The organism is Streptacidiphilus neutrinimicus (genome assembly GCF_000787815.1).
Lineage (GTDB): Bacteria > Actinomycetota > Actinomycetes > Streptomycetales > Streptomycetaceae > Streptacidiphilus > Streptacidiphilus neutrinimicus.
The window spans coordinates 7,733-31,104 of the sequence record NZ_BBPO01000023.1 but is presented as its reverse complement, the minus strand read 5'-3'; the positions used below and the strand labels follow the sequence as shown (position 1 = coordinate 31,104).

Genomic DNA, 23,372 nt, shown 5'->3' with positions numbered 1-23,372 from the left:
CTGCTTCTTCTTAGCTGCCGCGGCGAGGGCCCGAGTTGATCGAGGCCGACTCCCTCGCCGCGGGGGTGGGTGCTGCGCGTTAGTTGATTTCCGCAGCCGTCGGCCGCCTCTCGGAGCGACGAGCATCAGGAGACTCACCCACCATGAGCCAGCAGCCCTTCAACGAGCGTCCCACCCCGGTCACGGCGGCGACCGTCCGCCAGCAGCCGTCCGGGATGCCGTTCCAGCGCTACGTACCCTTCGGCACCGTGGACCTGCCGGACCGCACCTGGCCGAGCAAGGTCATCACCAAGGCCCCCCGCTGGCTGTCGACCGACCTGCGCGACGGCAACCAGGCCCTGATCGACCCGATGTCCCCGGCCCGCAAGCGTGCCATGTTCGACCTGCTGGTCAAGCTGGGCTACAAGGAGATCGAGGTCGGCTTCCCCGCCTCCGGCGCCACCGACTTCGACTTCGTCCGCTCGATCATCGAGGACGGCGCGGTCCCCGAGGACGTGACCATCTCCGTCCTGACCCAGGCCCGTGAGGAGCTGATCGAGCGCACGGTCGAGTCCCTGCGCGGCGCTCCGCGCGCCACGGTCCACCTGTACAACGCGACCTCGCCGCTGTTCCGCCGGGTCGTCTTCCACGCCTCCAAGGACGAGATCAAGCAGATCGCCGTCGACGGCACCCGCCTGGTCATGGAGTACGCCGAGAAGATCCTGGGCGACGACACGGTCTTCGGCTACCAGTACTCGCCGGAGATCTTCATCGACACCGAGCTGGACTTCGCCCTGGAGGTCTGCGAGGGCGTGATGGACGTCTGGCAGCCGACCGAGGGCCGCGAGATCATCCTGAACCTGCCGACGACCGTCGAGCGCTCCACGCCGAACGTCTACGCCGACAAGATCGAGTGGATGTCGCGCAATCTGTCGCGCCGCGAGTTCGTCGCGCTGTCCACCCACCCCCACAACGACCGCGGCACCGGCGTCGCCTCCGCCGAGCTGGCCGTGATGGCCGGCGCCGACCGCGTCGAGGGCTGCCTGTTCGGGCAGGGCGAGCGCACCGGAAACCTGGACCTGGTCAACGTCGCGCTGAACCTGTTCTCGCAGGGCGTCGACCCCGAGGTGGACCTGTCCCAGATCGACGAGATCCGGCGCACCTGGGAGTACTGCAACCAGATGACGCTGGCCGAGCGCCACCCCTACGTCGGCGACCTGGTCTACACGTCCTTCTCCGGTTCCCACCAGGACGCGATCAAGAAGGGCTTCGACGCCCTGGAGGCGGACGCGGCCGCCGCGGGCGTGCCGGTCGGCGAGTACACCTGGGGCGTGCCCTACCTGCCGATCGACCCGAAGGACGTCGGCCGCTCGTACGAGGCGGTCATCCGCGTCAACAGCCAGTCCGGCAAGGGCGGCGTCTCCTACGTCCTGAAGAACGACCACAACCTGGACCTGCCGCGCCGGATGCAGATCGAGTTCTCGAAGATCATCCAGGCCAAGACGGACGCGGAGGGCGGCGAGGTCACCCCGGCGCAGATCTGGGCCGTCTTCGAGGACGAGTACCTGCCCACGCCCGACGCCCCCTGGGGCCGCATCCAGCTGCGCTCGCATCAGGCGTCCTCGGCAGCGGACGGCACCGAGACCATCACCGTCGACGCGGTCGTCGACGGTGCGAACGTCACCCTGGAGGGCACCGGCAACGGGCCGGCCGACGCGTTCGTCACCGCGCTGAGCCAGATCGGCGTCGGCGTCGACGTCCGCGTCCTGGACTACGCCGAGCACACCCTGAGCCAGGGCTCGGGCGCGCAGGCCGCGGCGTACTGGGAGTGCGCGGTGGACGGCAAGGTCGTCTGGGGCGTCGGCATCGACACCTCGATCGTCCGCGCGTCGATCAAGGCGATCGTCTCCGCCGTCAACCGCGCCCAGCGTTAGTCACCACCTCAGGTTGCACCAGCCAGGGGCGTCGGGCAGAGCCCGCGCCCCTGGGGCTACGCCCCTAAACCTCGTTCGTGGTGCTGACAGGGCGTCATCTGCGTGGCAGCATCATTGCTCAGTCGGGACGGCGACGGGGCGGTCTCGGCCGACGCAGGCAGGAGCCCAACGTGGCGCACGTGGTCGCTGTCTCAGCCCGGTGGCACACCGAGCTGCTCGGGGAGTTCTACTGCCTCGCCTGCGGCGGCGACCGCAACTACCGCAGACAACGCGGCCGCAACTGGCTCCGGCTCGCGGGGATCCCGCTGCTGCCCCTGCGCCGCACCGCGGCGACCCTGCAGTGCACGTCCTGCCGGCACCGGTACGGGCTGGACGCGCTCGCCCACCCCACCTCCGGTCAGCTCCTGGTCATGCTGCGCAACGCGCAGCATGCCGTCGCGCTCGCCGTCCTCGCCGCCTCCGGGGGGCCGGGGGCCGCGCCCGCGGTGAAGGAGAGCGCGATCGGGGTGCTGCGCGACGCCGGCTGGGCCGACCTCGACGAGCCGGGCCTGCTGGCGGACCTCGCCGCCTCGACCGAGGACGAGGACCCGCTGGGCGACGTCTGCGGTTGCGGCAGCGCCCTCGTCGTCGAGCTGCACACCGCGATCGAGCCGCTCGCGCCGCACCTGCTCGGTCCGGGGCTCGCCCGGCTGCTGACCCAGGGCGCGCTGGTGGCGCTCGCGGACGGGCCCTACCGGCCGGCCGAGCGGTCGGTGCTCCGCGCGATCGGGCAGTGCCTGGGCTTCAACCGCGAGGAGACGGACGCGACGCTCGGCGTCGCGGCACGCACCCTGCGTCCCTGAGGCCGTCCCGTGAAACCGGTCCCGAGGGGTCGGTCCGCGGGGTTGGTCCCGAGCACCGGGGCCGACGCGTCAGAATGGACCCATGAGTCTGATCCGGGACGACGGGGTGGTGCTGCGCACCCAGAAGCTGGGCGAGGCGGACCGGATCATCACCATCCTGACCCGGCAGCACGGCCGGGTCCGCGCCGTCGCGCGCGGCGTGCGCAAGACGAAGTCGAAGTTCGGCGCCCGGCTCGAGCCCTGCTCGCACGTGGACGTGCAGTTCTTCTGCCGCGGGGACGAGATCGTCGGGCGTCATCTCGCCCTGTGCACCCAGGTCGAGACGATCTCCCCCTACGGGGGGCGGATAGCGGTCGACTACGACCGCTGGACCGCCGCGTCGGCCATGCTGGAGACCGCGGAGCGGTTCACCGAGAACGAGGGCGAGCCCGCCGTCCAGCAGTACCTGCTGCTCGTGGGCGCGCTGCGCACCCTCGCGGGCGGCGAGCACGAGCCGCACCTGGTGCTCGACGCGTTCCTGCTGCGCTCGCTCGCGGTCAACGGCTACGCGCCCTCCTTCGCCGCCTGCGCGGCCTGCGGGCTGCCGGGGCCGAACCGCTTCTTCTCCGTGCAGACCGGCGGAGCGCTGTGCTCCGACTGCCGGGTGCCGGGGAGTGTCGTACCCTCCCCTGAGACACTGGATCTGCTGGGCGCGCTGCTGTCCGGCGACTGGGAGACCGCGGACGCCTGCGAGCCGCGGCACCGCCGCGAAGGCAGCGGGCTGGTCGCCGCCTACGTCCAGTGGCACCTGGAACGCGGGCTGCGTTCGCTCCGGTACGTGGCCCACTAAGGCAAACGTCGTAGCTGACGTGGCAGAGAAGAAGTAGGGCACATGGCTGTGGCACGGCGCGGACTCTTCGGCGGCAAGCGGACCCGGGAGTACCTCCCGCCCCCGCCGCACCCCAGCGGCGCGCAGCCGCCCAAGATTCCGGGTGAGCTGGTCCCCGAGCACGTCGCCATCGTCATGGACGGCAACGGCCGCTGGGCCAAGGAGCGCGGGCTGCCGCGCACGGAGGGGCACAAGGTCGGCGAGTCCGTCGTCCTGGACGTGCTCAAGGGCTGCCTGGAGCTGGGCGTGAAGAACCTCTCGCTCTACGCCTTCTCCACCGAGAACTGGAAGCGCTCGCCCGACGAGGTCCGCTTCCTGATGAACTTCAACCGAGACGTCATCCACCGCCGCCGCGACGAGATGAACGACATGGGCATCCGCATTCGCTGGGCGGGTCGCATGCCCAGGCTGTGGAAGTCCGTCGTGCAGGAACTGCAGGTCGCGGAGGAGATGACCCGCGACAACGACGCGATGACCCTGTACATGTGCGTCAACTACGGCGGTCGCGCCGAGATCGCCGACGCTGCGGCGGCGCTGGCCAAGGATGTCGCCGAGGGCCGGCTGGACCCGGGCAAGGTCAACGAGAAGACCTTCGCCCGGTACATGTACCACCGCGACATGCCGGACGTGGACCTGTTCATCCGCCCGAGCGGCGAGATGCGCACGTCCAACTTCCTGCTCTGGCAGTCCGCCTACGCCGAGATGGTGTTCCAGGACGTGCTCTGGCCGGACTTCGACCGCCGCGACCTGTGGCGGGCCTGCGAGGAGTTCGCGATGCGCGACCGCCGCTACGGCGGGGCGCTGCCGAACGAGGTCCCGGCCCAGCCGGGCCCCGTGCAGACCCCCTGAGCCCTCAGCTCTCCGACGTGTCGGCGGACCGCGTCGCCCGTGCGGCGCAGTCCGCGCACGTGCCGAAGATCTCGAGCGTGTGCGCGACGTCCACGAAGCCGTGCTCGCTCGCGACGCCCTCGGCCCAGCGCTCCACGGCCGGTCCCTCGACCTCGACGGTCCGGCCGCAGGAGCGGCAGACCAGGTGGTGGTGGTGGCCGCTGCTGCACCGGCGGTAGACGGCCTCGCCGTCGTCGGTGCGCAGCACGTCGATCTCGCCGGCGTCGGCGAGCGACTGCAGGGTGCGGTAGACGGTGGTCAGGCCGACCGAGTCGCCCCGGTGCTTCAGCAGGTCGTGCAGCTCCTGCGCGCTGCGGAAGTCGTCGATCTCCGCGAGCAGGGAGGCGACGGCGGTGCGCTGACGGGTCGACCTGGCTGGGGACGACGGGTTCGCGGGGGTCACCGGCTCTCCTGCGGCTTCTTGTCGGTTTGATGGCGGAGGACGCGAGCCCCCCGGGCAATTGTGCCAGTCCGTGGTCGCACGGGAGCGTTTCGTACGACAGCATTCACATGAAAACGATTTTCAATCTACCACGGATTTGAAACGTCCCCTGCGCCGCCCGGTAGCCTGTGATAACCGCGTGCATGGAAATCCATCCTTGACCGCTTCGTCGTACCTGAAGAGAGCACTGTGGCCGCCGACAAGATCGACACCATCGTCAGCCTGAGCAAGCGCCGTGGCTTCGTCTACCCCTGCAGTGAGATCTACGGCGGTCAGCGAGCCGCCTGGGACTACGGACCGCTCGGTGTGGAGCTCAAGGAGAACATCAAGCGCCAGTGGTGGCGTGCGATGGTCACCGGCCGCGAGGACGTCGTCGGTCTGGACTCCTCGGTGATCCTCGCGCGCGAGGTGTGGGAGGCGTCCGGCCACGTCGCCACCTTCAACGACCCGCTGACCGAGTGCACCTCCTGCCACAAGCGCTACCGCGCGGACCACCTGGAGGAGGCGTACGAGGCCAAGCACGGCAGGCTCCCGGCGAACGGCCTCGCCGACGTCAACTGCCCGAACTGCGGCACCAAGGGCCAGTTCACCGAGCCCAAGCAGTTCTCCGGCATGCTCAAGACCCACCTGGGCGTGACCGAGGACGCCTCCGGCCTGGCCTACCTGCGCCCGGAGACCGCGCAGGGCATCTTCATCAACTTCGCCGCGGTGCAGACCACCTCGCGCAAGAAGCCGCCGTTCGGCATCGCCCAGACCGGCAAGAGCTTCCGCAACGAGATCACGCCGGGCAACTTCATCTTCCGCACCCGCGAGTTCGAGCAGATGGAGATGGAGTTCTTCGTCAAGCCGGGCGAGGACGAGAAGTGGCACGAGTACTGGCTGCAGGAGCGCTGGGACTGGTACACCGGCCTCGGCATCCGCGAGGAGAACATCCGCTTCTTCGAGCACCCGAAGGAGAAGCTCTCCCACTACGCCAAGCGCACCGTGGACATCGAGTACCGCTTCAACTTCGGCGGCAACGAGTTCGGTGAGCTGGAGGGCATCGCCAACCGCACCGACTACGACCTCGCCTCGCACAGCGAGGCCTCGGGTGTGGACCTCAAGTACTTCGACCAGGAGTCCGGCGAGCGCTGGTACCCCTACGTCATCGAGCCGGCCGCCGGCGTCAACCGCGCGATGCTTGCCTTCATGCTCGACGCCTACCGCGAGGACGAGGCGCCGAACGCCAAGGGCGTCATGGAGAAGCGCGTCGTCATGCGTCTCGACCCGCGTCTCTCCCCGGTCAAGGTCGCGGTGCTGCCGCTGTCCCGCAACGCGGACCTCTCCCCGAAGGCCCGCGGCCTGGCTGCGGACCTGCGCAAGTTCTGGAACGTCGAGTTCGACGACGCCGGCGCGATCGGGCGTCGTTACCGCCGCCAGGACGAGATCGGCACGCCGTTCTGCATCACCGTCGACTTCGACACCCTCGAGGACAACGCGGTGACGATCCGCGACCGCGACACGATGGAGCAGACTCGCGTCTCGCTCGACCAGGTCCAGCAGTTCCTCGCCCCGAGGCTCCTCGGCTGCTGACCCTGCGCTCCCGCAGGCCGTGCTCCCGCACGTAGTTCCACGATCCAGGGGCGCGGGGATGTGACACGGTGCGGCTCCTCCTCCAGCCTTCGGCCGGGAGGCGACCCCAGCGTGGGCGCGACAAGCCACCGCATGCGGATGGTCCTCCTCGAACAGGGCCATCCGCACAGGGTGGTTGCTCGCGCAGTTCCCCGCGTCCCTGACGCTTGCGGCGTCTGCTAGCGCGACCAGCCGGCGCGGACGCGGAGCTTCGACTTGGTACCGTCCGGTGCGTGAGCGACCACGCGGTCCGCGTCGCCGTCCGCGAGGGCGAGCCAGAAGCCGCCCGGGGTGGTGATCGCGTCGAGCAGGGGTGTGCCGGTGCGGCCGAGAGTGAGAGTCGGCGCGGTGCCGTCGGCGCAGACGTAGCCCCAGGCCAGCACGGATCTGCGCCCGTCGCGCGCGCCGCGCCGCGCGCCCCGCAGCACGTGCGAGGAGATCGCGGTCTCCACCATCACGTCCAGCAGCAAGCCGTTGTTGTAGATCTCCAGCGCCCTGCGCTCCCGCGTGCCGCGGGCGAAGCGGACGGACCACGGGGTGTCCAGCAACGGGAGACCGCGGAACTCCAGCTCCAGCGCGCTCGATTCGCCGAGTTCGGTGTCGTTCACCGTTCCCCTCCCGCTCGTCGTCCTGCTCTGCGGTATCCAACACTCCCGGACCCGTCGCCGTCGCGCAGTAGCGCCAGTCGCCGTTCCCGTGGTGGTGCTGGATACACCCTGAGACGGTCTCAGGGTTCATGGCGCACCTTGATCACGAGCCCCTAGCCTGGGCCCATGCCCATCCTGCGGACGTTGCGCCGCGCCCTCACGCCCTACGGGCGCCAAGGCGTGCGTGACGTCGTCTTCCTGGCCTCGGCGGTGCCGCCCGCGTTGCTGCCGGGGTTCGTGCTGCTTGTCGGCGCGAGTCCCGGCTCCTTCCTGTTCGCGCCCGTGGTGATCCTCGTGCTGATCCCGTGGCTGACCCGGGTTCAGCGCAGTCGGTTCCGTTCGTTGCTGGGATTGGAGATCCCGGTCGTGCCGCCGGTCCGCCCACGGTGGCGACTGCTCACCGTCGAGACGACCTGGCGACAGTTTCTGTATCACTTCCCGGTGAACGCCGCGGTGAGTCTGTACGCGATGGCGGTCGTCTTCGTCGCCACCGCCGGGCTGGCGCTGGTGTCGCTGCCGGCCTGGTACTGGGCGGTGCCCGACGAAGAGGCCGCCGGCCCGGCGCCCACGGCTCCGGGCGGCGTTCCCGACGCCCTCGCGCTGACCGTCAATCACCACGGCGTCACCTGGCTGGTCGTGCTCGGTGCGATCGGGCTGGTGCTGGCGCCGTGGCTGGCGCAGCTCGGGCGGGTTCTCGACACCCGTGCCGCGGCGGGGCTGCTCGGGCCGAACCGGACCAAAGAGCTCGCCCGGCGCGTGGAGGACCTGGCGGAGAGCCGCGCCGAGGTCGTCGACGCGGCGGATGCCGAGCGCCGCCGGATCGAGCGGGACCTGCACGACGGCGCCCAGCAGCGGCTGGTCTCGCTCGCGATGAACCTCGGGCTGGCCAAGCGCCTGCTGCGGGACCTGCCCGCGGAGGAGCAGGCGGCGCGGGCCATGGAGGTCATAGTCGAGGCCCACGACGAGGCCCAGGCCGCCATCGCCGAACTGCGCGACCTGGTCCGCGGCTTGCACCCGGTGGTGCTTGAGGACCGCGGCCTGGACGCGGCCCTCTCCGGGATCGCCGCGCGCGCCCCGCTGCCGGTGAGGCTCGACGTGACGATGGACGGGCGCGCCGCCCCGGCCGTCGAAGCGGTGGCCTACTTCGTCGTCTCCGAGGCGCTGGCCAACATCGCCAAGCACGCCGGTGCCTCGCGCGCGGAGGTCTCCGTCACGCAGCAGCGTGGCCAGAAGGGGGCGGTTCTGCGCATCACCGTGACCGACGACGGTGTGGGCGGAGCCGATCCGGCCAAGGGCACCGGCCTTGTGGGCCTGCGCCAACGAGCGGCGTCCGTGGATGGGACGCTGCGCATCACCAGCCCCCTCGGGGGACCGACGACTCTTCATGTGGAGCTGCCGTGCGCGCTGTGATCGCCGAGGATTCCGTCCTGCTCCGGGCGGGCCTGGTCAAGGTGCTGGAGGCCGTCGGGTACACGGTCGCCGCCGCCGTCAACGACGCGGAGGAACTGCTCGCCGCCGTCGAGGAGCACCACCCGGACGTCGTGGTCACCGATGTGCGGATGCCGCCGGGCCTCACCGACGAGGGCGTGCGCGCCGCGCTGCTGATTCGCCGTCAGTGGCCTGAGATCGCCGTGCTGTTGCTGTCGCAGTACGTGGAGGAGCGCTACGCCGCCGATCTGCTGACCGGCGACAACCGGGGCGTCGGCTACCTGCTGAAGGAGCGGGTGGGCAACGTCGACGACTTCCTCGACGCGCTGGAGCGCGTCGCGGCGGGCGGGACCGCCCTGGACCCCGAGGTCGTCTCGCAGCTGCTGCTGCGCCGCCAGAGCGGGCCGCTGGACCTGCTGACCCCGCGCGAGCGCGAGGTGCTCGGCCTGATGGCGGAGGGGCGCTCGAACGCGGCGATCGCGCGTGAACTGGTGGTCAGCGAGAGCGCGGTGGCCAAGCACATCAACAGCATCTTCACCAAGCTCGACCTGCCGCCCGCCGAGGGCGAGCACCGCCGCGTCATGGCCGTGCTGCGCTTCCTCGACGCCTAGGGCGACAGCCGAGTGACGACAACCGGAGGGGGACCGATGAACAGGCAGAAGACGGTGTGGTGGGTGTTGTCCGCGGCGGTCGTCGTCGTGGTGGCGGCGGTGTCCGTCAGCGGACTGGTGGCGTGGCTGCTGCGGGAGCACCACACGGGGCAGACGCGTTACCGGGCCGCCGAGGTCAAGTCCGTGGAGTTGGACACCGGCCCGGGCACGGTGCAGGTCTTCCCCACGACGGACAGCAGTGCGTCCGTGACGCAGAACCTGAGCTGGGTCTTCTCCCGGCCGACGGTGAACGAGTGGCTGGACCGGGGCAGCGGCACCCTCCACGTCGACGCGAGCTGTGCCTACGGCATGCTCCTCGTCGGAAGCAGCTGCGACATCCGTCTGGACATCGCCGTCCCGGCCGCGACTCCGATCAAGGCCGTCGACGGCTCAGGGCAGCTGACCGTCACCGCCATGACCGGCCCGGTCGACGCCCAGGCGGGCTCCGGCGAGATCGATCTCGAACACGTCAGCGGTACCGTGGCCGCCCGGGTCGGGTCCGGCCAGATCAGCGGCTCGGACCTGGGCAGCCCCCAGGTCGTCGCCAAGGCCGGCTCGGGGCGGATCGGCCTCGACTTCGCCCTGCCGCCCGCCACCGTCACGGCGGCCGTCTCCTCGGGCCAGGCCTCCGTGTCGGTGCCGAGGGGCCAGCAGTACCGGGTCACGGCCTCCGCCATCAGCGGCAACACCGATGTCGCGGCGGGCCTCTCCTCGCCCACCGCGAGCGCGACGATCACCGTGTCGGTGACCAGCGGGGAGGCCGACGTGAACTACCGCTGAGCGCCGAGCCGGTCGCGGGCCTCCATCAGGGCGAAGCCGAGCAGGTTGAGGCCGCGCCAGCGGCGGGGGTCGGTGGCGGCGTCGTTGGCCGCGCCGAGGCCGATGCCCCAGACGCGGTCGAGCGGGCTGGCCTCGACGAGGACGCGGCGGCCGGTGCCGAGGAGGTACTGGCGCAGTGCCGGCTCCTGCCCGAACTTGGCCACGTTGCCCTGGACCACCAGCTCGAACCGCTCGGCCGCCCAGCGCTCCTCGTCGAAGCCGGAGACCTTGCGCCCCAGAACCTTGGCCTCGGCCGGGGTGCGGGCCGCGCGTATCAGCGGCACCGACGCCTCGTCGCCGAAGAGCCGGGCCTTGGCCGCCATCATCCAGTGCTCGGCGCTGGCGTACTCCACACCGTCGATGGTGAACCGGCAGGGCCACCACTGGCTCAGCGCCCCCTGGCCCACCGAACCGTCCGGCTGTGGCTGATGCCCCCAGAACATCAGCCACTTGGGACGGGCGCCGGCCGCCACGAGGGCGGCCAGCTCATCCCGGCTACGGGCTCCAGCCGGGTGATCGTGGGTGGTGATGTCGTTCTGCGTCATGCCCGTGATCCTGGCAGTCGGCACCGACAACCTGCCACGCGTTATCCACAGCCCTCACCCGACCGAGCGCGGCAGCCGCGTCGACAGGGCGACGACCAGGAAGGTCGCGGCGAACTGGAGGGCCAGCACCAGGGTCAGCGCGTCCCGCATGCCCATCGAGGGGGAGAGGGAGAGGAAGAGCGTGCCGAGGGTGGCGACGCCCAGGGCCAGGGAGGACTGCTGGGTGGTGGCGAGGATGCCGCCGCCGACGCCCGCGCGCTCGACCGGGATCTGGCTCAGCACCAGGCGGATGAGCGGCGGCATGACCAGGCCCTGGCCGGTGCCGGCGATGACCATGCCGGGCAGCAGCACCCAGGGGCTGATGCCGGACCAGTCGTTCGCGACGGTCAGCGCGAGCACGCCGAGGCCGATCGCCTGGATGACGGCGCCGGTGACGATGACGCGGGAGCCGAAGCGGGCCAGCAGGCGCGGACCGGCGAGCGAGGCGGCGAAGAAGCCCGCGGCCATCGGCACCATCGCGAAGCCGGAGGCGATCGGCCCCTCGTGCAGGCCGACCTGGAGCGCGACGGCCATCACCATCATGAAGCCGCCGAAGCCCGCGAAGAACGGCACGGCCATGGTCAGACCCACCTTGAGCCCGCGCAGCCGGAGCAGCGAGATCGGGATGAGCGGGACCCCGCCGGCCCGCTCGCCGCGCCGCTCGACGACGACGAAGGCGGTGAGCAGGAAGGGGAAGAGCGCCAGCAGCACCCAGGTCCAGACGGGCCAGCCGAGCGAACGGCCCTCCATCAGCGGGACCAGCAGGGCCAGCAGCGAGGCGGCCAGCAGCAGGGTGCCGGGCACGTCGACGCGGGCCGGGTTGGCGGAGCGGGTCTCGGGGACGGTGCGCAGCGCGAGGACCACGGCGACCAGCGCGACCGGCACGTTGACCAGGAAGATGAACCGCCAGCCGGTGCCGAAGAGGTTCGCCGAGAGCAGCACGCCGCCGAGCACCTGGCCGATGACGACGGCGATGCCGCCGACGGCGCCGTAGACGCCCATGGCCTTGGCCCGGCGCTCGCCCTCGGTGGCGGCCTGGATGGTGGCCAGCGCCTGCGGCAGCATCAGCGCGGCCGAGGCGCCCTGCGCGACGCGGGCGGCCACGAGCACCAGCGCGGTCGGGGCGAAGCCGCAGGCCGCGGAGGTGAGGCCGAAGAGCAGCGCGCCGGCGACGAACAGCTTCTTGCGCCCGTAGAGGTCGCCGAGCCGGCCGCCGAGCACCAGCAGCACCGCGTAGGCGATGCCGTATCCGGCGACGAAGAGCTCGAGCGTCGCGGGGCCGGCCTTCAGGTCCCGGTCGATGGTGGGCAGGGCGACGTTGACGATGAAGAAGTCGAGCATCGGCAGGAACGCGCCGAGCAGGACGGTGACCAGGCCCAGGGTGCTGAGTCGGCCGGAACCGCTGGAGGCGGGGGCGGCGGCCGGGGCGGCGCCGCCGAGCCGGATGACACGCGGGAGCACGGTGGCCCGGGTGGGTGTCCCGGCAGTCTGCTGAGGTGGGGTGTGGATCGTCACGTCCACTACTGTCCGCCGGTCTGTAGCCTGGTACCAGGGTCTGCTTATCCTGGTACTCGGACTACCTGGCAACGGGATGAAATCAGTTGCATCCTGGAATACATGACCACCGCACCCGCGTCCAGCCTCGAACTCGTCCCGCCGCTCGGCAAGCCCGACCAGCTGCGGCGCCAAGAGCTCGGTGCGTTCCTGCGCAGCCGCCGTGAGCGCATCTCGCCCGAGCAGGTCGGGCTGCCCAGCATCGGCCGCCGCCGCACGCCGGGGCTGCGCCGCGAGGAGGTCGCGCAGCTCGCCGCCGTCGGCGTCACCTGGTACACGTGGCTGGAGCAGGCCCGCGACATCCAGGTCTCCACCCAGGTGCTCGACGCGATCGCGCGTGGCCTGCTGCTGGACCAGGTCGAGCGGCAGCACCTGTTCGCGCTGGCCGGCGTCCCCGACCCGACCGGCGGGCCCAAGTCCTGCCCGGTGGTCACCCCGCCGGTGCGCGCGGTGCTCGACCAGCTCTCGCCGATGCCCGCGGTCGTGCTCAACGCCCGCTTCGACATCATCGGCCACAACGACGTCTACTCCCGGCTCCTCGGCGGCCTGGAACGCTACGACGCCGAGCAGCGCAACATCTTGTGGCTCGCGTTCACCGAGCCGAGCTGGCGTGAGCTGCTCGTCGACTGGGAGACGGCGGCGCGCGGCATGACGGCCAAGTTCCGCGTCGCGCTCGCCGAGCACGTGGCCGAGCCCAAGTACAAGTCGCTGCTCAAGCGGCTGCTGCTGGCCTCGCCGGAGTTCGCCGAGGCGTGGGAGCACCACGACGTCACCGGCACCTCCGAGGGCACCAAGCGCTTCCTCAACAGCGAGGTCGGCCTGCTGAACTTCGAGTACACCAACCTCTGGCTCGGTCCGCGGCCCGGCTACCGGATGACCACCTACGTGCCGGCGGACCCGGTGACCAGGGCGCGCATGGAGCAACTGGCGGCAATGGGACAATAGGGGTTCTGCCCGCTGCCGGACCGAGCGAAGGATCCTCGATGAGCACCGACGTCACCACCACCGCGCCGCTGCGCCTCGGCTCCGCGCTCACGGTGTGGCCGCCCGTCGTGCTGGCCCCGATGGCCGGGATCACCAATGCGCCGTTCCGCACCCTGTGCCGGGAGCAGAGCGGCGGCAAGGGTCTGTTCGTCTCGGAGATGATCACCACTCGGGCGCTGGTCGAGCGCAACGCCAAGACCATGAACCTGATCCACTTCGACCCGAGCGAGCAGCCCCGCTCCATCCAGCTCTACGGAGTGGATCCGGAGACCGTCGGCCGCGCGGCGAAGATGATCGCCGAGGAGGACCTGGCCGACCACATCGACCTGAACTTCGGCTGCCCGGTCCCCAAGGTCACCCGCAAGGGCGGCGGCTCGGCCCTCCCCTACAAGCGCAACCTGCTGCGCGAGATCCTGCGCCAGGCCGTCGGCAACGCGGGCGACCTGCCGGTGACCATGAAGATGCGCATCGGCATCGACGACGACCACATCACCTACCTCGACGCCGGCCGGATCGGCGCGGAGGAGGGCGTGGCCGCGATCGCCCTGCACGGGCGCACCGCCATCCAGCACTACAGCGGCGAGGCCGACTGGTCCGCCATCGCCCGCCTGCGCGAGGCCGTGCCGGCGCACGTGCCGGTGCTGGGCAACGGCGACATCTGGTCCGCGGACGACGCGGCCCGCATGGTCCGCGAGACCGGCTGCGACGGCGTGGTCGTCGGCCGCGGCTGCCTGGGCCGTCCGTGGCTGTTCAAGGAGCTGGTCTCCGTCTTCGAGGGCGAGGTCGACTACGCCCGCCCCGACTTCGGCTACGTGGCGAAGACGATGGTCCGCCACGCGGAGCTGCTGGGGGAGTGGATCGGGGACGAGAAGCGCGGCGTCATCGACTTCCGCAAGCACGTGGCCTGGTACACCAAGGGCTTCTCCGTCGGCTCGGAGCTGCGCAACGGCCTGGCCACCGCCTCGTCGCTGACCGAGCTGGAGGAGCTGCTCTCCCGGATCGACCCGGACCAGCCGTGGCCGGTCAGCGCCGACGGCCCGCGCGGTCGCACCTCCGGCGCCCACCGAGTGGTCCTTCCCGAGGGCTGGCTCGACGACCCGTACGACTGTGCGGTCCCCTCCGCCGACGCGGAGCTCGACACCTCCGGCGGGTGAACGCCGCTCTCCGCAACGGAACGTGGACGGTTGGCGACGCATGGTGAGACGGGATACGTACGAGGGGTGAGACGCGGCCCCTTCTGCGGCGTGACCCCGGCCACATTTGTCGTCACTTTGCGTCAGTTGGACGTAAAACTGCAGGTGGGGCGGGGTGTGAAATGCTTCCCGAACGAGGTCGAACACGGCGACCGGTCCTTGCCTCCAAAGGATCAAGGCAAGGATGCCGGAGTGTCACATTCCGAGGTTGTCCGGTTGCGCTCGTATGAGATCGGCGTTTCCCTGAGTTCAACAGGTGAAGGCGAGCTAGCGTCAGGGCGACGATTTTACTTTCGCAGGCAAAGCCCGTTTCCGGGCATGCGATCTCGCGGGTTACCCGTCAGTTCCGGCCTCTGACGGCCCATCTGGGGCAGCCAAGTGCCTTCGATCTGGGTATGTTCTCCGGCATCAGGGCAACCGTGCGGCAGGAGAGGCTCGTGGCCACTCAGGAAAAGTTCGTCTTCGACTTCACTGAAGGCAACAAGGACCTCAAGGACCTTCTCGGCGGCAAGGGCGCGAACCTCGCCGAGATGACCAACCTCGGGCTCCCCGTCCCTCCGGGATTCACCATCACCACCGAGGCCTGCAAGGTCTACCTGGAGACCGGCAGCGAGCCGGCCTCCCTGCGCGACGAGGTGAGTGCGCACCTCGCCGCCCTCGAGACCCACATGGCCAAGAAGCTCGGCGACGCCGCCGACCCGCTGCTGGTCTCGGTCCGTTCCGGCGCCAAGTTCTCCATGCCCGGCATGATGGACACCGTCCTGAACATCGGCCTGTCCGACGCCTCGGTCAAGGGCCTGGCCAAGCAGGCCGGCAACGAGCGCTTCGCCTGGGACTCCTACCGCCGCCTGGTCCAGATGTTCGGCAAGACCGTGCTGGGCGTCGAGGGCGAGCTCTTCGAGGAGGCCCTGGACGAGGCCAAGCGCGCCAAGGGCACGATCAACGACCTCGACCTGGACGCCGCGGACCTCAAGGCCCTGGTCAAGACGTTCAAGAAGATCGTCAAGGACCACGCCGGCCGTGAGTTCCCGCAGGACCCGCGCGAGCAGCTGGACCTGGCCGTCCACGCTGTGTTCGACTCCTGGAACAGCGAGCGCGCCAAGCTGTACCGCCGTCAGGAGCGCATCCCGCACGACCTGGCCACCGCGGTCAACGTCTGCTCCATGGTCTTCGGCAACCTGGGCGAGGACTCCGGCACCGGCGTCGCCTTCACCCGCGACCCCGCCTCCGGCCACCAGGGCGTCTACGGCGACTACCTGTCCAACGCCCAGGGCGAGGACGTCGTCGCCGGCATCCGCAACACCGTGCCGCTGGCCGAGCTCGAGCAGCTGGACAAGAAGTCCTACGACGAGCTCATGAACATCATGCAGATCCTGGAGAACCACTACCGGGACCTGTGCGACATCGAGTTCACCATCGAGCGCGGCAAGCTCTGGATGCTGCAGACCCGTGTCGGCAAGCGCACCGCGGCCGCCGCCTTCCGCATCGCCGTCCAGCTGGTCGACCAGGGCCTGATCGACCTGGACGAGGCGCTGCACCGCGTCAACGGCTCGCAGCTCGCCCAGCTGATGTTCCCGCGCTTCGACGAGAACACCAAGGTCGAGCGGATCGGCCGCGGCATCGCCGCCTCGCCGGGCGCCGCGGTCGGCAAGGCCGTGTTCGACTCCTACACCGCCGTCAAGTGGTCCCGCTCCGGCGAGAAGGTCATCCTGGTCCGCCGCGAGACCAACCCGGACGACCTCGACGGCATGATCGCCGCCCAGGGCATCCTCACCTCGCGCGGCGGCAAGACCTCGCACGCCGCCGTCGTCGCCCGCGGCATGGGCAAGACCTGTGTCTGCGGCGCCGAGGAGCTCGAGGTCGACACCAAGAAGCGCCGGTTCACCACCGCCGACGGCCGAGTCATCGAGGAGGGCGACCTCATCTCGATCGACGGCTCCACCGGCAAGGTCTACCTCGGCGAGGTACCGGTCGTACCGAGCCCCGTCGTCGAGTACTTCGAGGGCACCCTGCACGCCGGCGCCGACGAGGAGGGCGGCCTGGTCAAGGCGGTCCACCGGATCATCTCCCACGCCGACTCGGTCCGCCGCCTGCGGGTGCGCGCCAACGCCGACAACTCCGAGGACGCGAGCCGCGCCCGCCGCTACGGCGCCCAGGGCATCGGCCTGTGCCGCACCGAGCACATGTTCCTCGGCGAGGAGCGCCGCAAGGAGGTCGAGCGGCTGATCCTGGCCGACAACGACGCCGACCGCGAGGCCGCGCTCTCCGTCCTGCTGCCGCTGCAGAAGACCGACTTCGTCGAGCTCTTCACGGCCATGGACGGCCTGCCGGTCACCGTCCGCCTGCTGGACCCGCCGCTGCACGAGTTCCTGCCGGACATCACCGAGCTGTCGGTGCGCGTGGCGCTGGCCGAGGCCCGCAAGGACCCGAACGAGAACGACCTGCGGCTGCTCCAGGCGGTCCACCGCCTGCACGAGCAGAACCCGATGCTGGGTCTGCGCGGCGTCCGCCTCGGCCTGGTCATCCCCGGCCTGTTCGCCATGCAGGTCCGGGCGATCGCCGAGGCCGCGGCCGAGCGCAGGCTGGCCGGCGGCGACCCGCGCGCCGAGATCATGATCCCGCTGGTGGGCACCGTCCAGGAGCTGGAGATCGTCCGCGACGAGGCCGAGAAGGTCCTGGCCGACGTCTCCGAGCGGACCGGCGTCGACCTGAAGATCGCGCTCGGCACGATGATCGAGCTGCCGCGCGCCGCGGTGACCGCCGGTCAGATCGCCGAGGCCGCCGAGTTCTTCTCCTTCGGCACCAACGACCTGACCCAGACGGTGTGGGGCTTCAGCCGCGACGACGTCGAGGCCAGCTTCTTCACCGCCTACCTGGAGAAGGGCATCTTCGGGGTCTCCCCGTTCGAGACCATCGACCGCGACGGCGTCGGCGCGCTGGTCAAGAACGCCGCCATCGAGGGCCGCAAGACCCGCCCCGACCTCAAGCTCGGCGTCTGCGGCGAGCACGGCGGCGATCCGGACTCGGTCCACTTCTTCCACGAGGTCGGTCTGGACTACGTGTCCTGCTCGCCCTTCCGGATCCCGGTGGCGCGCCTGGAGGCAGGCCGCGCCGCCATCGAGACGGCGGGCAGCGACTCGCGCTGACAAACCCTCACCCGGTCTTCACCTCGCCGGGTGCCAGCGCGAGGCAAGCCCCTCCCATCGTCACACCGTCCCCGACCAAGACGGAAGTTGATGCAAGGGGGCAGGGGTCGCTGCCCGCACCTGCTCCGTCGCGGAGCTCGGCGCAGAGTAGCCGCGACGGAACCCGCCCGGGTGGGAACGGACAAAGGCGTCCGTTCCCACCCGGGCTTTTCACTTTCCGGAATCTCTGAGTTCACTCTGACGCTTACGCGCTCTTGAACTACGCGCGACGCATCGCCTAACGTCTCGGAACGCAAGCGCACCACCTCTCGTGGTGACACCACGGTGCCGCCTGGCCAGCGGCGTTGCACAGCCCTCCCGTTCTTCCTCCTCTGTCGAGAAGGGCACCACCGTGCTTCGTTCCGCACTTGTCGCCGGCTGCGCCACCGCGCTGGCTGCCGCAGGTTTCGCCATGGCCGCTCCGGCCGGCGCGTCCGAGCTCGCCCCGCACCACATGAACGCGCACAAGGCGGCGGCCGCCGCCAGCACCGCAGGCAACCTCGTCTACGGCGGTGGCAACGTCGTCACCAGCCCGACCGTCTACTACGTCTACTGGGGCAACCAGTGGGGCACCGGCTCCACCGTCACCAACGACCCGTCGGGTGAGGTCGCGCTCCAGCAGAGCTTCTTCTCCCACGCCTACGGCAGCGGCGACTCCTTCTTCACCTCGCAGACCCAGTACTGCCAGGGCGTGGCGACCGGCACCACCCAGTGCAACGGCGCCGGCACCCCCGTCGGCCACCCGGCCTCGAGCCCGCTGGGCGGCACCTGGCTGGACAGCTCCGCCAAGGCCCCGAGCCGTCCGACCGACGCGCAGATCGCCGCCGAGGCGGTCAAGGCGGCCTCGCACTTCGGGATCTCCGGCGACAACGTCCAGGTCATCGTCGACCTGCCGCACGGCGTGGTGCCCTCGGGCTTCAAGACGCAGTACTGCGCCTGGCACGACCACACCACTGCGAGCAACGGGGCGGACCTGCCCTACACCAACATGCCGTACATCACCGACGCCGGTTCCGGCTGCGGTGCGAACTTCGTCGCCACGGGCTCGTCGGGTGTGAACGGCACGGACGAGGGCATCACCATCGTCGGCGGCCACGAGTACGCCGAGACGCTCACGGACCCGGCGCCGAGCAGCGGCTGGGTGGACAGCACGGGCGCGGAGACCGGCGACAAGTGCGCCTGGGTCTCCAGCGGCCAGGGCGCGTCGTCGATCATCAGCCTGAACGGCGCGAACTTCGCCGTGCAGTCGCTGTGGAGCAACAACTTCAACAACGGCGCCGGCGGCTGCGTGGTGTCCTACACCAGCGCGAGCAACCAGCACTGACATCGCGTCACCCGATGCCGTAGGCCGGCCCTGCCAGGGCTCGGCCTACGGCCGTCTTCGAGGAGCCCTGCCGTGAACCGAGCCCTGCGTCTGCTTCCCCTGGCGGCCGTGGCCCTGCTGACCGCGTGCGGCAGCAGCGCCCCCACCCCGGCGGCGGCGCCGGCGCCGGACCCCTCCCCGACGGTTCTCCCCGCCTGCGCGAAGCTCCCGGAGCCGGTGCTGCCGCACTCCGCTGGGGAGCTGACGCAGCAGCAGTCCGGCGCGTACTGCCTGCCGCGCGGCCAGCGCGTCGACATATTCCTGACCGCCGCGCAGAGCGGCGACACCTGGCAGCCGGTCCAGGCAACCGGCGCGATCCTCGCCCCGGCGAACACCGGCGTCATGACCGCGCCCCTCGGCGTGACCCCGGCCATGTTCGTCGGCACCACCGACGGCACCTCGGTCCTCTCCAGCGCGGCCCCGTCGGGCAAGACCTGGAAGGTCACCATCGTCGTCAAGGGTTAGTCGCCCCTGGCGGGCTGCGACTGCCCGGGGGAGCAACCCCGACCGGGGTCGCGCCCACGCGGCGGAGCCGCGCCCGCGGGAGGGTGCCTGGTCCTACGCGGAGATCAGCGGCCTCGCGGCGACGTGGTGGGTGGGGCCGATGGCGACGCGTTGTTCGAGGCCGGAGCGGACGTTGGGCCATTCCTCGTCGAGGATGGAGTAGAACGCCGTGCTGCGCACGATGCCGTCCAGGCCGCGGGTGTGCATGCGGTGCACGCCGTCCAGCACCGCGCCCAGCCGCTCGATCGCCGCGCGCGAGCGCACGTTGCGGGCGTCGGCGCGCATGGAGATCCGGCGGACGCCCCACGTCTCGAAGGCGTGACGCAGCATCAGGAGCTTCGCCTCGGTGTTGATCCCGGTGCCCTGGGCCCGGGCCGAGAGCCACGTCGCGCCGATCTCCGTCGCGTCGGGGATCGCGGTCAGAGGATCGCCCACGGGGCCCCGGGGGGCCGGCGGCCAGATGACCGGGCCCTGCCAGTAGTCCAGCTCCGTGAACCGGGTCGACCCCACCACCAGGCCGTCGCTCGTTCTGACCGTGGCGAAGGGAAGTGCGCGGCCCGCCGCCTGCGCGGCCAGCGCGTCGCTGACGTAACGTTCCGTCGCCTCGATGCCGTGCGGCACGGGCGTGAACGCATAGCTGCTTCGGTCCTCTGCCGCGGCCGCGGCAAGGGCCTCGATGTGTCGCTCGGTGAGCGGCTCCAGCCGCACGGTGCGGCCGCAGAGGAAGACGGGTACGGGCACTTGGCCTTATGTCCTTCGGCGGGGTGGGGTCGGGAAAGTTGCTCCCCAGCGGCCGTGGGTACGGCAACGGATCGCGTTCGCCGTGAGGCGTGCGGGGAGCGAGGGGACAGTGTGTGTCCGAAAGATGGCCGAGGCGGGAACGAGAGCGCGAAGGACAGCGGGCGGCCAGGTGAAGGCAAGGTGCGATGCGGGGGTCCTGCAAAAGGTGCTGCGAGGGGTTGTGCGGCGATCTCCACGCAGCCTACGCGGTGCCAGAGTGGAGTGCAGCGAGAGGACCATACCCGCCCGGAGGGGTTAAGTCACCCCAGCCGCGCAAAACCGTCGTGCACGGCGTGTCTCCGGGGCGCATGGCCGCGGTTCGCACTCCGAATTGGGGAATGAACCCTGGTTCCGGGATGCTGGAACCAGGGTAATGGATGCTGTTTCGACAGCCAGAGGACGGGAGTGGGATCCAGGTGCTGGAACCCGAGGGGCTGTACGCGTTCGAGCCGGACGCGGAGGAGCTGGCCGCGGACGCCTCCATCCTGCTGCACTTCTTCGACGGCTTCATGGACGCCGGTGAGACCGGTGAGCAGATCGTCGCCGAACTTCTGGAGGATCCCGAGCGCAGGCTGATCGCCCGATTCGACGCCGACCGGCTGGTCGACTACCGCGCCCGTCGCCCCACGATGCTCTTCGACCGCGACCACTGGGCCTCCTACGCGGCCCCGGCCCTGGACCTGTATCTCGTGCACGACGCCGTCGGCGCGCCTTTCCTGGTGCTGTCCGGCCCGGAGCCGGACGTGGAGTGGGAGCGCTTCGCCGCGGCCGTGGTCCAGGTGGTGGAGCGGCTCGGCGTGCGGCTCTCGGTGACCTTCCACGGCGTCCCCATGGGCGTCCCGCACACCCGGCCGACGGGGATGACCCCGCACGGCAACCGCAAGGACCTGATCGGCGCGCACCCGCGCTGGTTCGAGCAGGTCCAGGTGCCGGGCAGCGCCGGGGGCATGCTGGAGTACCGCCTCGACGAGGCGGGTCACGACGTCCTGGGCTTCGCCGCGCACGTCCCGCACTACCTGGCGCGCACCCCCTACCCGCACGCCGCCGTGGCGGTCCTGGAGGCCATCCAGTCGGCCACCGGCCTGGTGCTGCCCGGCACCGGCCTGCGCGGCCGGATGGACGAGGTGCGTGAGGACGTCGACCGGCAGATCGCCGAGGGCGACGCGGACCTGCGCACCGCGATCCAGGGGCTGGAGCAGCAGTACGACGCGGTGGCGGGCGCCGCCGACCGCGAGAACCTCATGGCCGAACCGGTCGACCTCCCCTCGGCGGACGAACTCGGTCGGGCCTTCGAGGAGTTCCTGGCGGAGCAGGGCGACACGGACTAAGGCGCCCCTGCCCGGGGCGTCCGTGCCCGGCCGACGTCTCAGCTGTGCGTGTGGGTGGGGACCACCGGGCCGTTGAGGGCCAGCCCCGGAGCGGGCTGGACGGACGGCTTCGCGGAGGGGCTGGCCGACGGCTTGCCGGACGGAGCGGCCGTCGGCTTCCCGGACGGCTTGGCTCCGGCGTTCGCCGCCGGGCCGCCGGGGTTCTGGGCGCCCTTCGGGGCCGGGGTGGGGGCGGCCGGCTGGACCAGCTGCGGAGCGTCCAGCTGCTGGCTCAGCCACGGGAAGACGACCGGGAAGAGCGACGCCCAGGTGCCCCAGTTGTGGCCGCCGTCCTTGAGCACGATCGGCTGCTCGACGGTGACCGGGAACTTCGCCGCCGCCTGCAGCGCCTGCGCGTTCGCGGGGGTGCTGTAGTGGTCGTGGGCCGTGGTGGCGACCAGGATCGAGACGTTCGCCTGGGGGCCGGCCTTCTTGATCAGCGCCAGCGGGTTCTGCGCCGCCAGGACCGTCTTGTCGCGCACCGTCGTCGGGTCACCGCGGAAGTCGTCCGGGCTGAGCGCGACCGCCGCGCCGAAGCGGTCGGGGTGCGCGAGGACCAGCTTCGTCGCGCAGTAGCCGCCGGTCGAGTCGCCGAGCAGGCCCCAGCCGCGGGCGTCACCGAGGACGCGGAAGTCCTTCTTCACCAGGTTCGGCACGTCGGTGTCGAGCCAGGTGCCGTTGCGGATGTTGCCGACGTCCGTGCAGTCGGTGTTGATGCCGTTGGGGTTGATCCGCGGGACGACGACGATCGCGGGCTTCATCTTGCCGTTGTTCATCATCTGGAGGAGCGGACCCGGCATGCCGCCGCCCTTGAGCCACGTCTCCGGGGAGCCCGGGTAGCCGTGTAGCAGCTCGATGACCGGGAAGGAGTAGTTGCGGTACTCCGGATCGCTGTACTGCGGCGGCGTCCACACCAGGACCTCGCCCGTCAGGCCGGAGGCCTGGCCGTGCAGGACGGTGCGCTGGAAGCCGTTGGGGCCGCCGGTGAAGGAGGCCGCCTGAGCGCTGGCGGTGGTGCCGGTGGTCAGGCCCACGCCGGCGTTGTCCTGCTGGCCGAACAGGTCGCCCCAGGAGGAGTAGAGGCCGTTGGCGTTGTTGATCCACACCGCCACCACCGCGATCGCGGTGAGCTGGCAGAGACCGATCAGACTCAGCCGCACGAACCCCCGGAGGAACTTGGGACCACGAACGGCACCCCAGGCGACCATGGTCACCACGACGGCGACGATCGTCGCCGCGATCAGGGTGTAGAAGAAGGCGGCGCCGGTGAGGCTCACTGTCCCGTTCTCTCTTCACTGCTGGACGGACATCGGGAGGTCCGAGCCCTTCAGCACCGTCCCACCGCCGTGAACGTTAGCCGGGCTGGGTGAGCGAAAGTCTCTTACCCGACGCTTCGGGGCGGTTCGTGACAGAACTGTCGCACGGGTGAGGCATCCTGTGACCTTGTGAGCAAGGGAAGGGGCCGCGTGACCGACGACGGTGTGACCGACGCGACACACGAAAGCCCTGGCGTCCGCAGCGTCCGCACTCTCGACAGGACCCGTGTCCGCCTGCCTATCATCGGCGAAATGACCAGAGCCCAGCTGCGCAGCGCCACTCGCGCTTTCGGCCTGCTGGCCTTCGCGGTCTGTTTCGCCCTCGTGGTCGTGAACGGGGCCTCCGGCTCGGGCTCGACCGACGAGGGCCCCACGGCCGTGTCCTCCGCCGGCGGGGCGGGGCGACGCGCGCTGCCGACGGGCCCGGTCGGCCC

General features: G+C 70.7%; 21 protein-coding genes. 15 read left to right on the top strand and 6 right to left on the bottom strand.

All coding sequences use genetic code 11. The annotated features are described in order from the left end of the window. Positions 1 to 143 precede the first annotated feature (143 nt). The 4 genes from leuA (at position 144) to TR48_RS16835 (ending at position 4,472) form a co-directional block, all read left to right on the top strand. Positions 144 to 1,913 carry a 2-isopropylmalate synthase gene (leuA, locus tag TR48_RS16850; protein ID WP_042367897.1) on the top strand — a complete coding sequence of 590 codons (1,770 nt, stop codon included), beginning with the start codon at positions 144 to 146 and terminating at the stop codon, positions 1,911 to 1,913. Between the two features lie 179 nt (positions 1,914 to 2,092). Continuing rightward, entirely contained in the window at positions 2,093 to 2,755 is a 663-nt protein-coding gene (locus TR48_RS16845; RefSeq protein WP_042368006.1) for a hypothetical protein, read from the top strand. Positions 2,756 to 2,837: 82 nt separating this feature from the next. Continuing rightward, entirely contained in the window at positions 2,838 to 3,584 is a 747-nt protein-coding gene (gene recO / locus TR48_RS16840; RefSeq protein WP_042367883.1) for a DNA repair protein RecO, read from the top strand. Between the two features lie 48 nt (positions 3,585 to 3,632). Then, positions 3,633 to 4,472: an isoprenyl transferase gene (locus TR48_RS16835; protein WP_042368004.1), complete on the top strand. Its 840-nt coding sequence runs from the start codon at positions 3,633 to 3,635 to the stop codon at positions 4,470 to 4,472. 4 nt (positions 4,473 to 4,476) lie between these two features. On the opposite strand, the gene TR48_RS16830 is transcribed toward TR48_RS16835, so the two are convergent. After that, positions 4,477 to 4,914, bottom strand: coding sequence for a Fur family transcriptional regulator (locus TR48_RS16830; protein WP_042367881.1), 438 nt, complete (start codon positions 4,912 to 4,914; stop codon positions 4,477 to 4,479). Between the two features lie 228 nt (positions 4,915 to 5,142). Between TR48_RS16830 and TR48_RS16825 the strand changes: the two genes are divergently transcribed. Continuing rightward, a complete protein-coding gene (locus TR48_RS16825) occupies positions 5,143 to 6,525 on the top strand; it encodes a glycine--tRNA ligase (protein ID WP_042367880.1) in 1,383 nt (460 codons plus the stop codon). Positions 6,526 to 6,743: 218 nt separating this feature from the next. Here TR48_RS16825 and TR48_RS16820 read toward each other — a convergent pair whose 3' ends face one another. Continuing rightward, positions 6,744 to 7,172 carry a hypothetical protein gene (locus tag TR48_RS16820; protein ID WP_042367878.1) on the bottom strand — a complete coding sequence of 143 codons (429 nt, stop codon included), beginning with the start codon at positions 7,170 to 7,172 and terminating at the stop codon, positions 6,744 to 6,746. 165 nt (positions 7,173 to 7,337) lie between these two features. On the opposite strand from TR48_RS16820, the gene TR48_RS16815 reads away from it, so the two are divergent. The 3 genes from TR48_RS16815 to TR48_RS38935 are packed head-to-tail and all read left to right on the top strand — an operon-like array spanning position 7,338 to position 10,069. Further along, positions 7,338 to 8,621, top strand: coding sequence for a sensor histidine kinase (locus TR48_RS16815; RefSeq protein WP_042367876.1), 1,284 nt, complete (start codon positions 7,338 to 7,340; stop codon positions 8,619 to 8,621). Further along, positions 8,609 to 9,250 (top strand): response regulator, encoded by a 642-nt coding sequence (locus TR48_RS16810; RefSeq protein WP_042367874.1) that lies wholly within the window; start codon positions 8,609 to 8,611, stop codon positions 9,248 to 9,250. Before TR48_RS16815 ends, TR48_RS16810 begins: the two co-directional genes overlap by 13 nt. Positions 9,251 to 9,286: 36 nt before the next feature. Further along, entirely contained in the window at positions 9,287 to 10,069 is a 783-nt protein-coding gene (locus TR48_RS38935; protein WP_052442724.1) for a DUF4097 family beta strand repeat-containing protein, read from the top strand. Here TR48_RS38935 and ybiA read toward each other — a convergent pair. Both ybiA and TR48_RS16795 read right to left on the bottom strand, forming a co-directional pair. Then, positions 10,060 to 10,653 carry a riboflavin biosynthesis intermediates N-glycosidase gene (gene ybiA / locus TR48_RS16800; RefSeq protein ID WP_042367871.1) on the bottom strand — a complete coding sequence of 198 codons (594 nt, stop codon included), beginning with the start codon at positions 10,651 to 10,653 and terminating at the stop codon, positions 10,060 to 10,062. The genes TR48_RS38935 and ybiA overlap by 10 nt on opposite strands. Before the next feature lie 54 nt (positions 10,654 to 10,707). Further along, positions 10,708 to 12,033, bottom strand: a complete 1,326-nt coding sequence (locus tag TR48_RS16795; protein ID WP_236652185.1) for an MFS transporter — start codon at positions 12,031 to 12,033, stop codon at positions 10,708 to 10,710. Between the two features lie 276 nt (positions 12,034 to 12,309). Here TR48_RS16795 and TR48_RS16790 point away from each other — a divergent pair, with 276 nt between their 5' ends. The 5 genes from TR48_RS16790 (at position 12,310) to TR48_RS16770 (ending at position 19,436) form a co-directional block, all read left to right on the top strand. After that, positions 12,310 to 13,191, top strand: a complete 882-nt coding sequence (locus TR48_RS16790; RefSeq protein WP_042367868.1) for a helix-turn-helix transcriptional regulator — start codon at positions 12,310 to 12,312, stop codon at positions 13,189 to 13,191. Between the two features lie 38 nt (positions 13,192 to 13,229). Beyond that, the gene (dusB, locus tag TR48_RS16785; protein ID WP_042367866.1) at positions 13,230 to 14,384 is read left to right on the top strand and encodes a tRNA dihydrouridine synthase DusB; all 1,155 of its coding nucleotides are present in this window, start codon (positions 13,230 to 13,232) and stop codon (positions 14,382 to 14,384) included. Between the two features lie 434 nt (positions 14,385 to 14,818). Beyond that, positions 14,819 to 17,569, top strand: a complete 2,751-nt coding sequence (gene ppdK, locus TR48_RS16780; RefSeq protein ID WP_042367864.1) for a pyruvate, phosphate dikinase — start codon at positions 14,819 to 14,821, stop codon at positions 17,567 to 17,569. Positions 17,570 to 17,960: 391 nt separating this feature from the next. Continuing rightward, positions 17,961 to 18,932, top strand: a complete 972-nt coding sequence (locus TR48_RS46355) for a hypothetical protein (protein ID WP_152628006.1) — start codon at positions 17,961 to 17,963, stop codon at positions 18,930 to 18,932. Between the two features lie 72 nt (positions 18,933 to 19,004). Further along, the gene (locus TR48_RS16770; protein WP_042367862.1) at positions 19,005 to 19,436 is read left to right on the top strand and encodes a hypothetical protein; all 432 of its coding nucleotides are present in this window, start codon (positions 19,005 to 19,007) and stop codon (positions 19,434 to 19,436) included. A 93-nt stretch (positions 19,437 to 19,529) separates the two neighbouring features. Here TR48_RS16770 and TR48_RS16765 read toward each other — a convergent pair whose 3' ends face one another. Next, positions 19,530 to 20,216 (bottom strand): GNAT family N-acetyltransferase, encoded by a 687-nt coding sequence (locus TR48_RS16765; RefSeq protein ID WP_042367860.1) that lies wholly within the window; start codon positions 20,214 to 20,216, stop codon positions 19,530 to 19,532. 455 nt (positions 20,217 to 20,671) lie between these two features. Here TR48_RS16765 and TR48_RS16760 point away from each other — a divergent pair, with 455 nt between their 5' ends. Further along, positions 20,672 to 21,583, top strand: a complete 912-nt coding sequence (locus tag TR48_RS16760; RefSeq protein ID WP_042367858.1) for a PAC2 family protein — start codon at positions 20,672 to 20,674, stop codon at positions 21,581 to 21,583. A gap of 38 nt (positions 21,584 to 21,621) precedes the next feature. Here TR48_RS16760 and TR48_RS16755 read toward each other — a convergent pair whose 3' ends face one another. Further along, positions 21,622 to 22,899 carry an alpha/beta hydrolase-fold protein gene (locus tag TR48_RS16755; protein WP_052442722.1) on the bottom strand — a complete coding sequence of 426 codons (1,278 nt, stop codon included), beginning with the start codon at positions 22,897 to 22,899 and terminating at the stop codon, positions 21,622 to 21,624. A gap of 291 nt (positions 22,900 to 23,190) precedes the next feature. Between TR48_RS16755 and TR48_RS43275 the strand changes: the two genes are divergently transcribed. Continuing rightward, positions 23,191 to 23,372: hypothetical protein (locus TR48_RS43275; RefSeq protein WP_161789844.1), on the top strand; the 182-nt coding region annotated here is incomplete at its 3' end.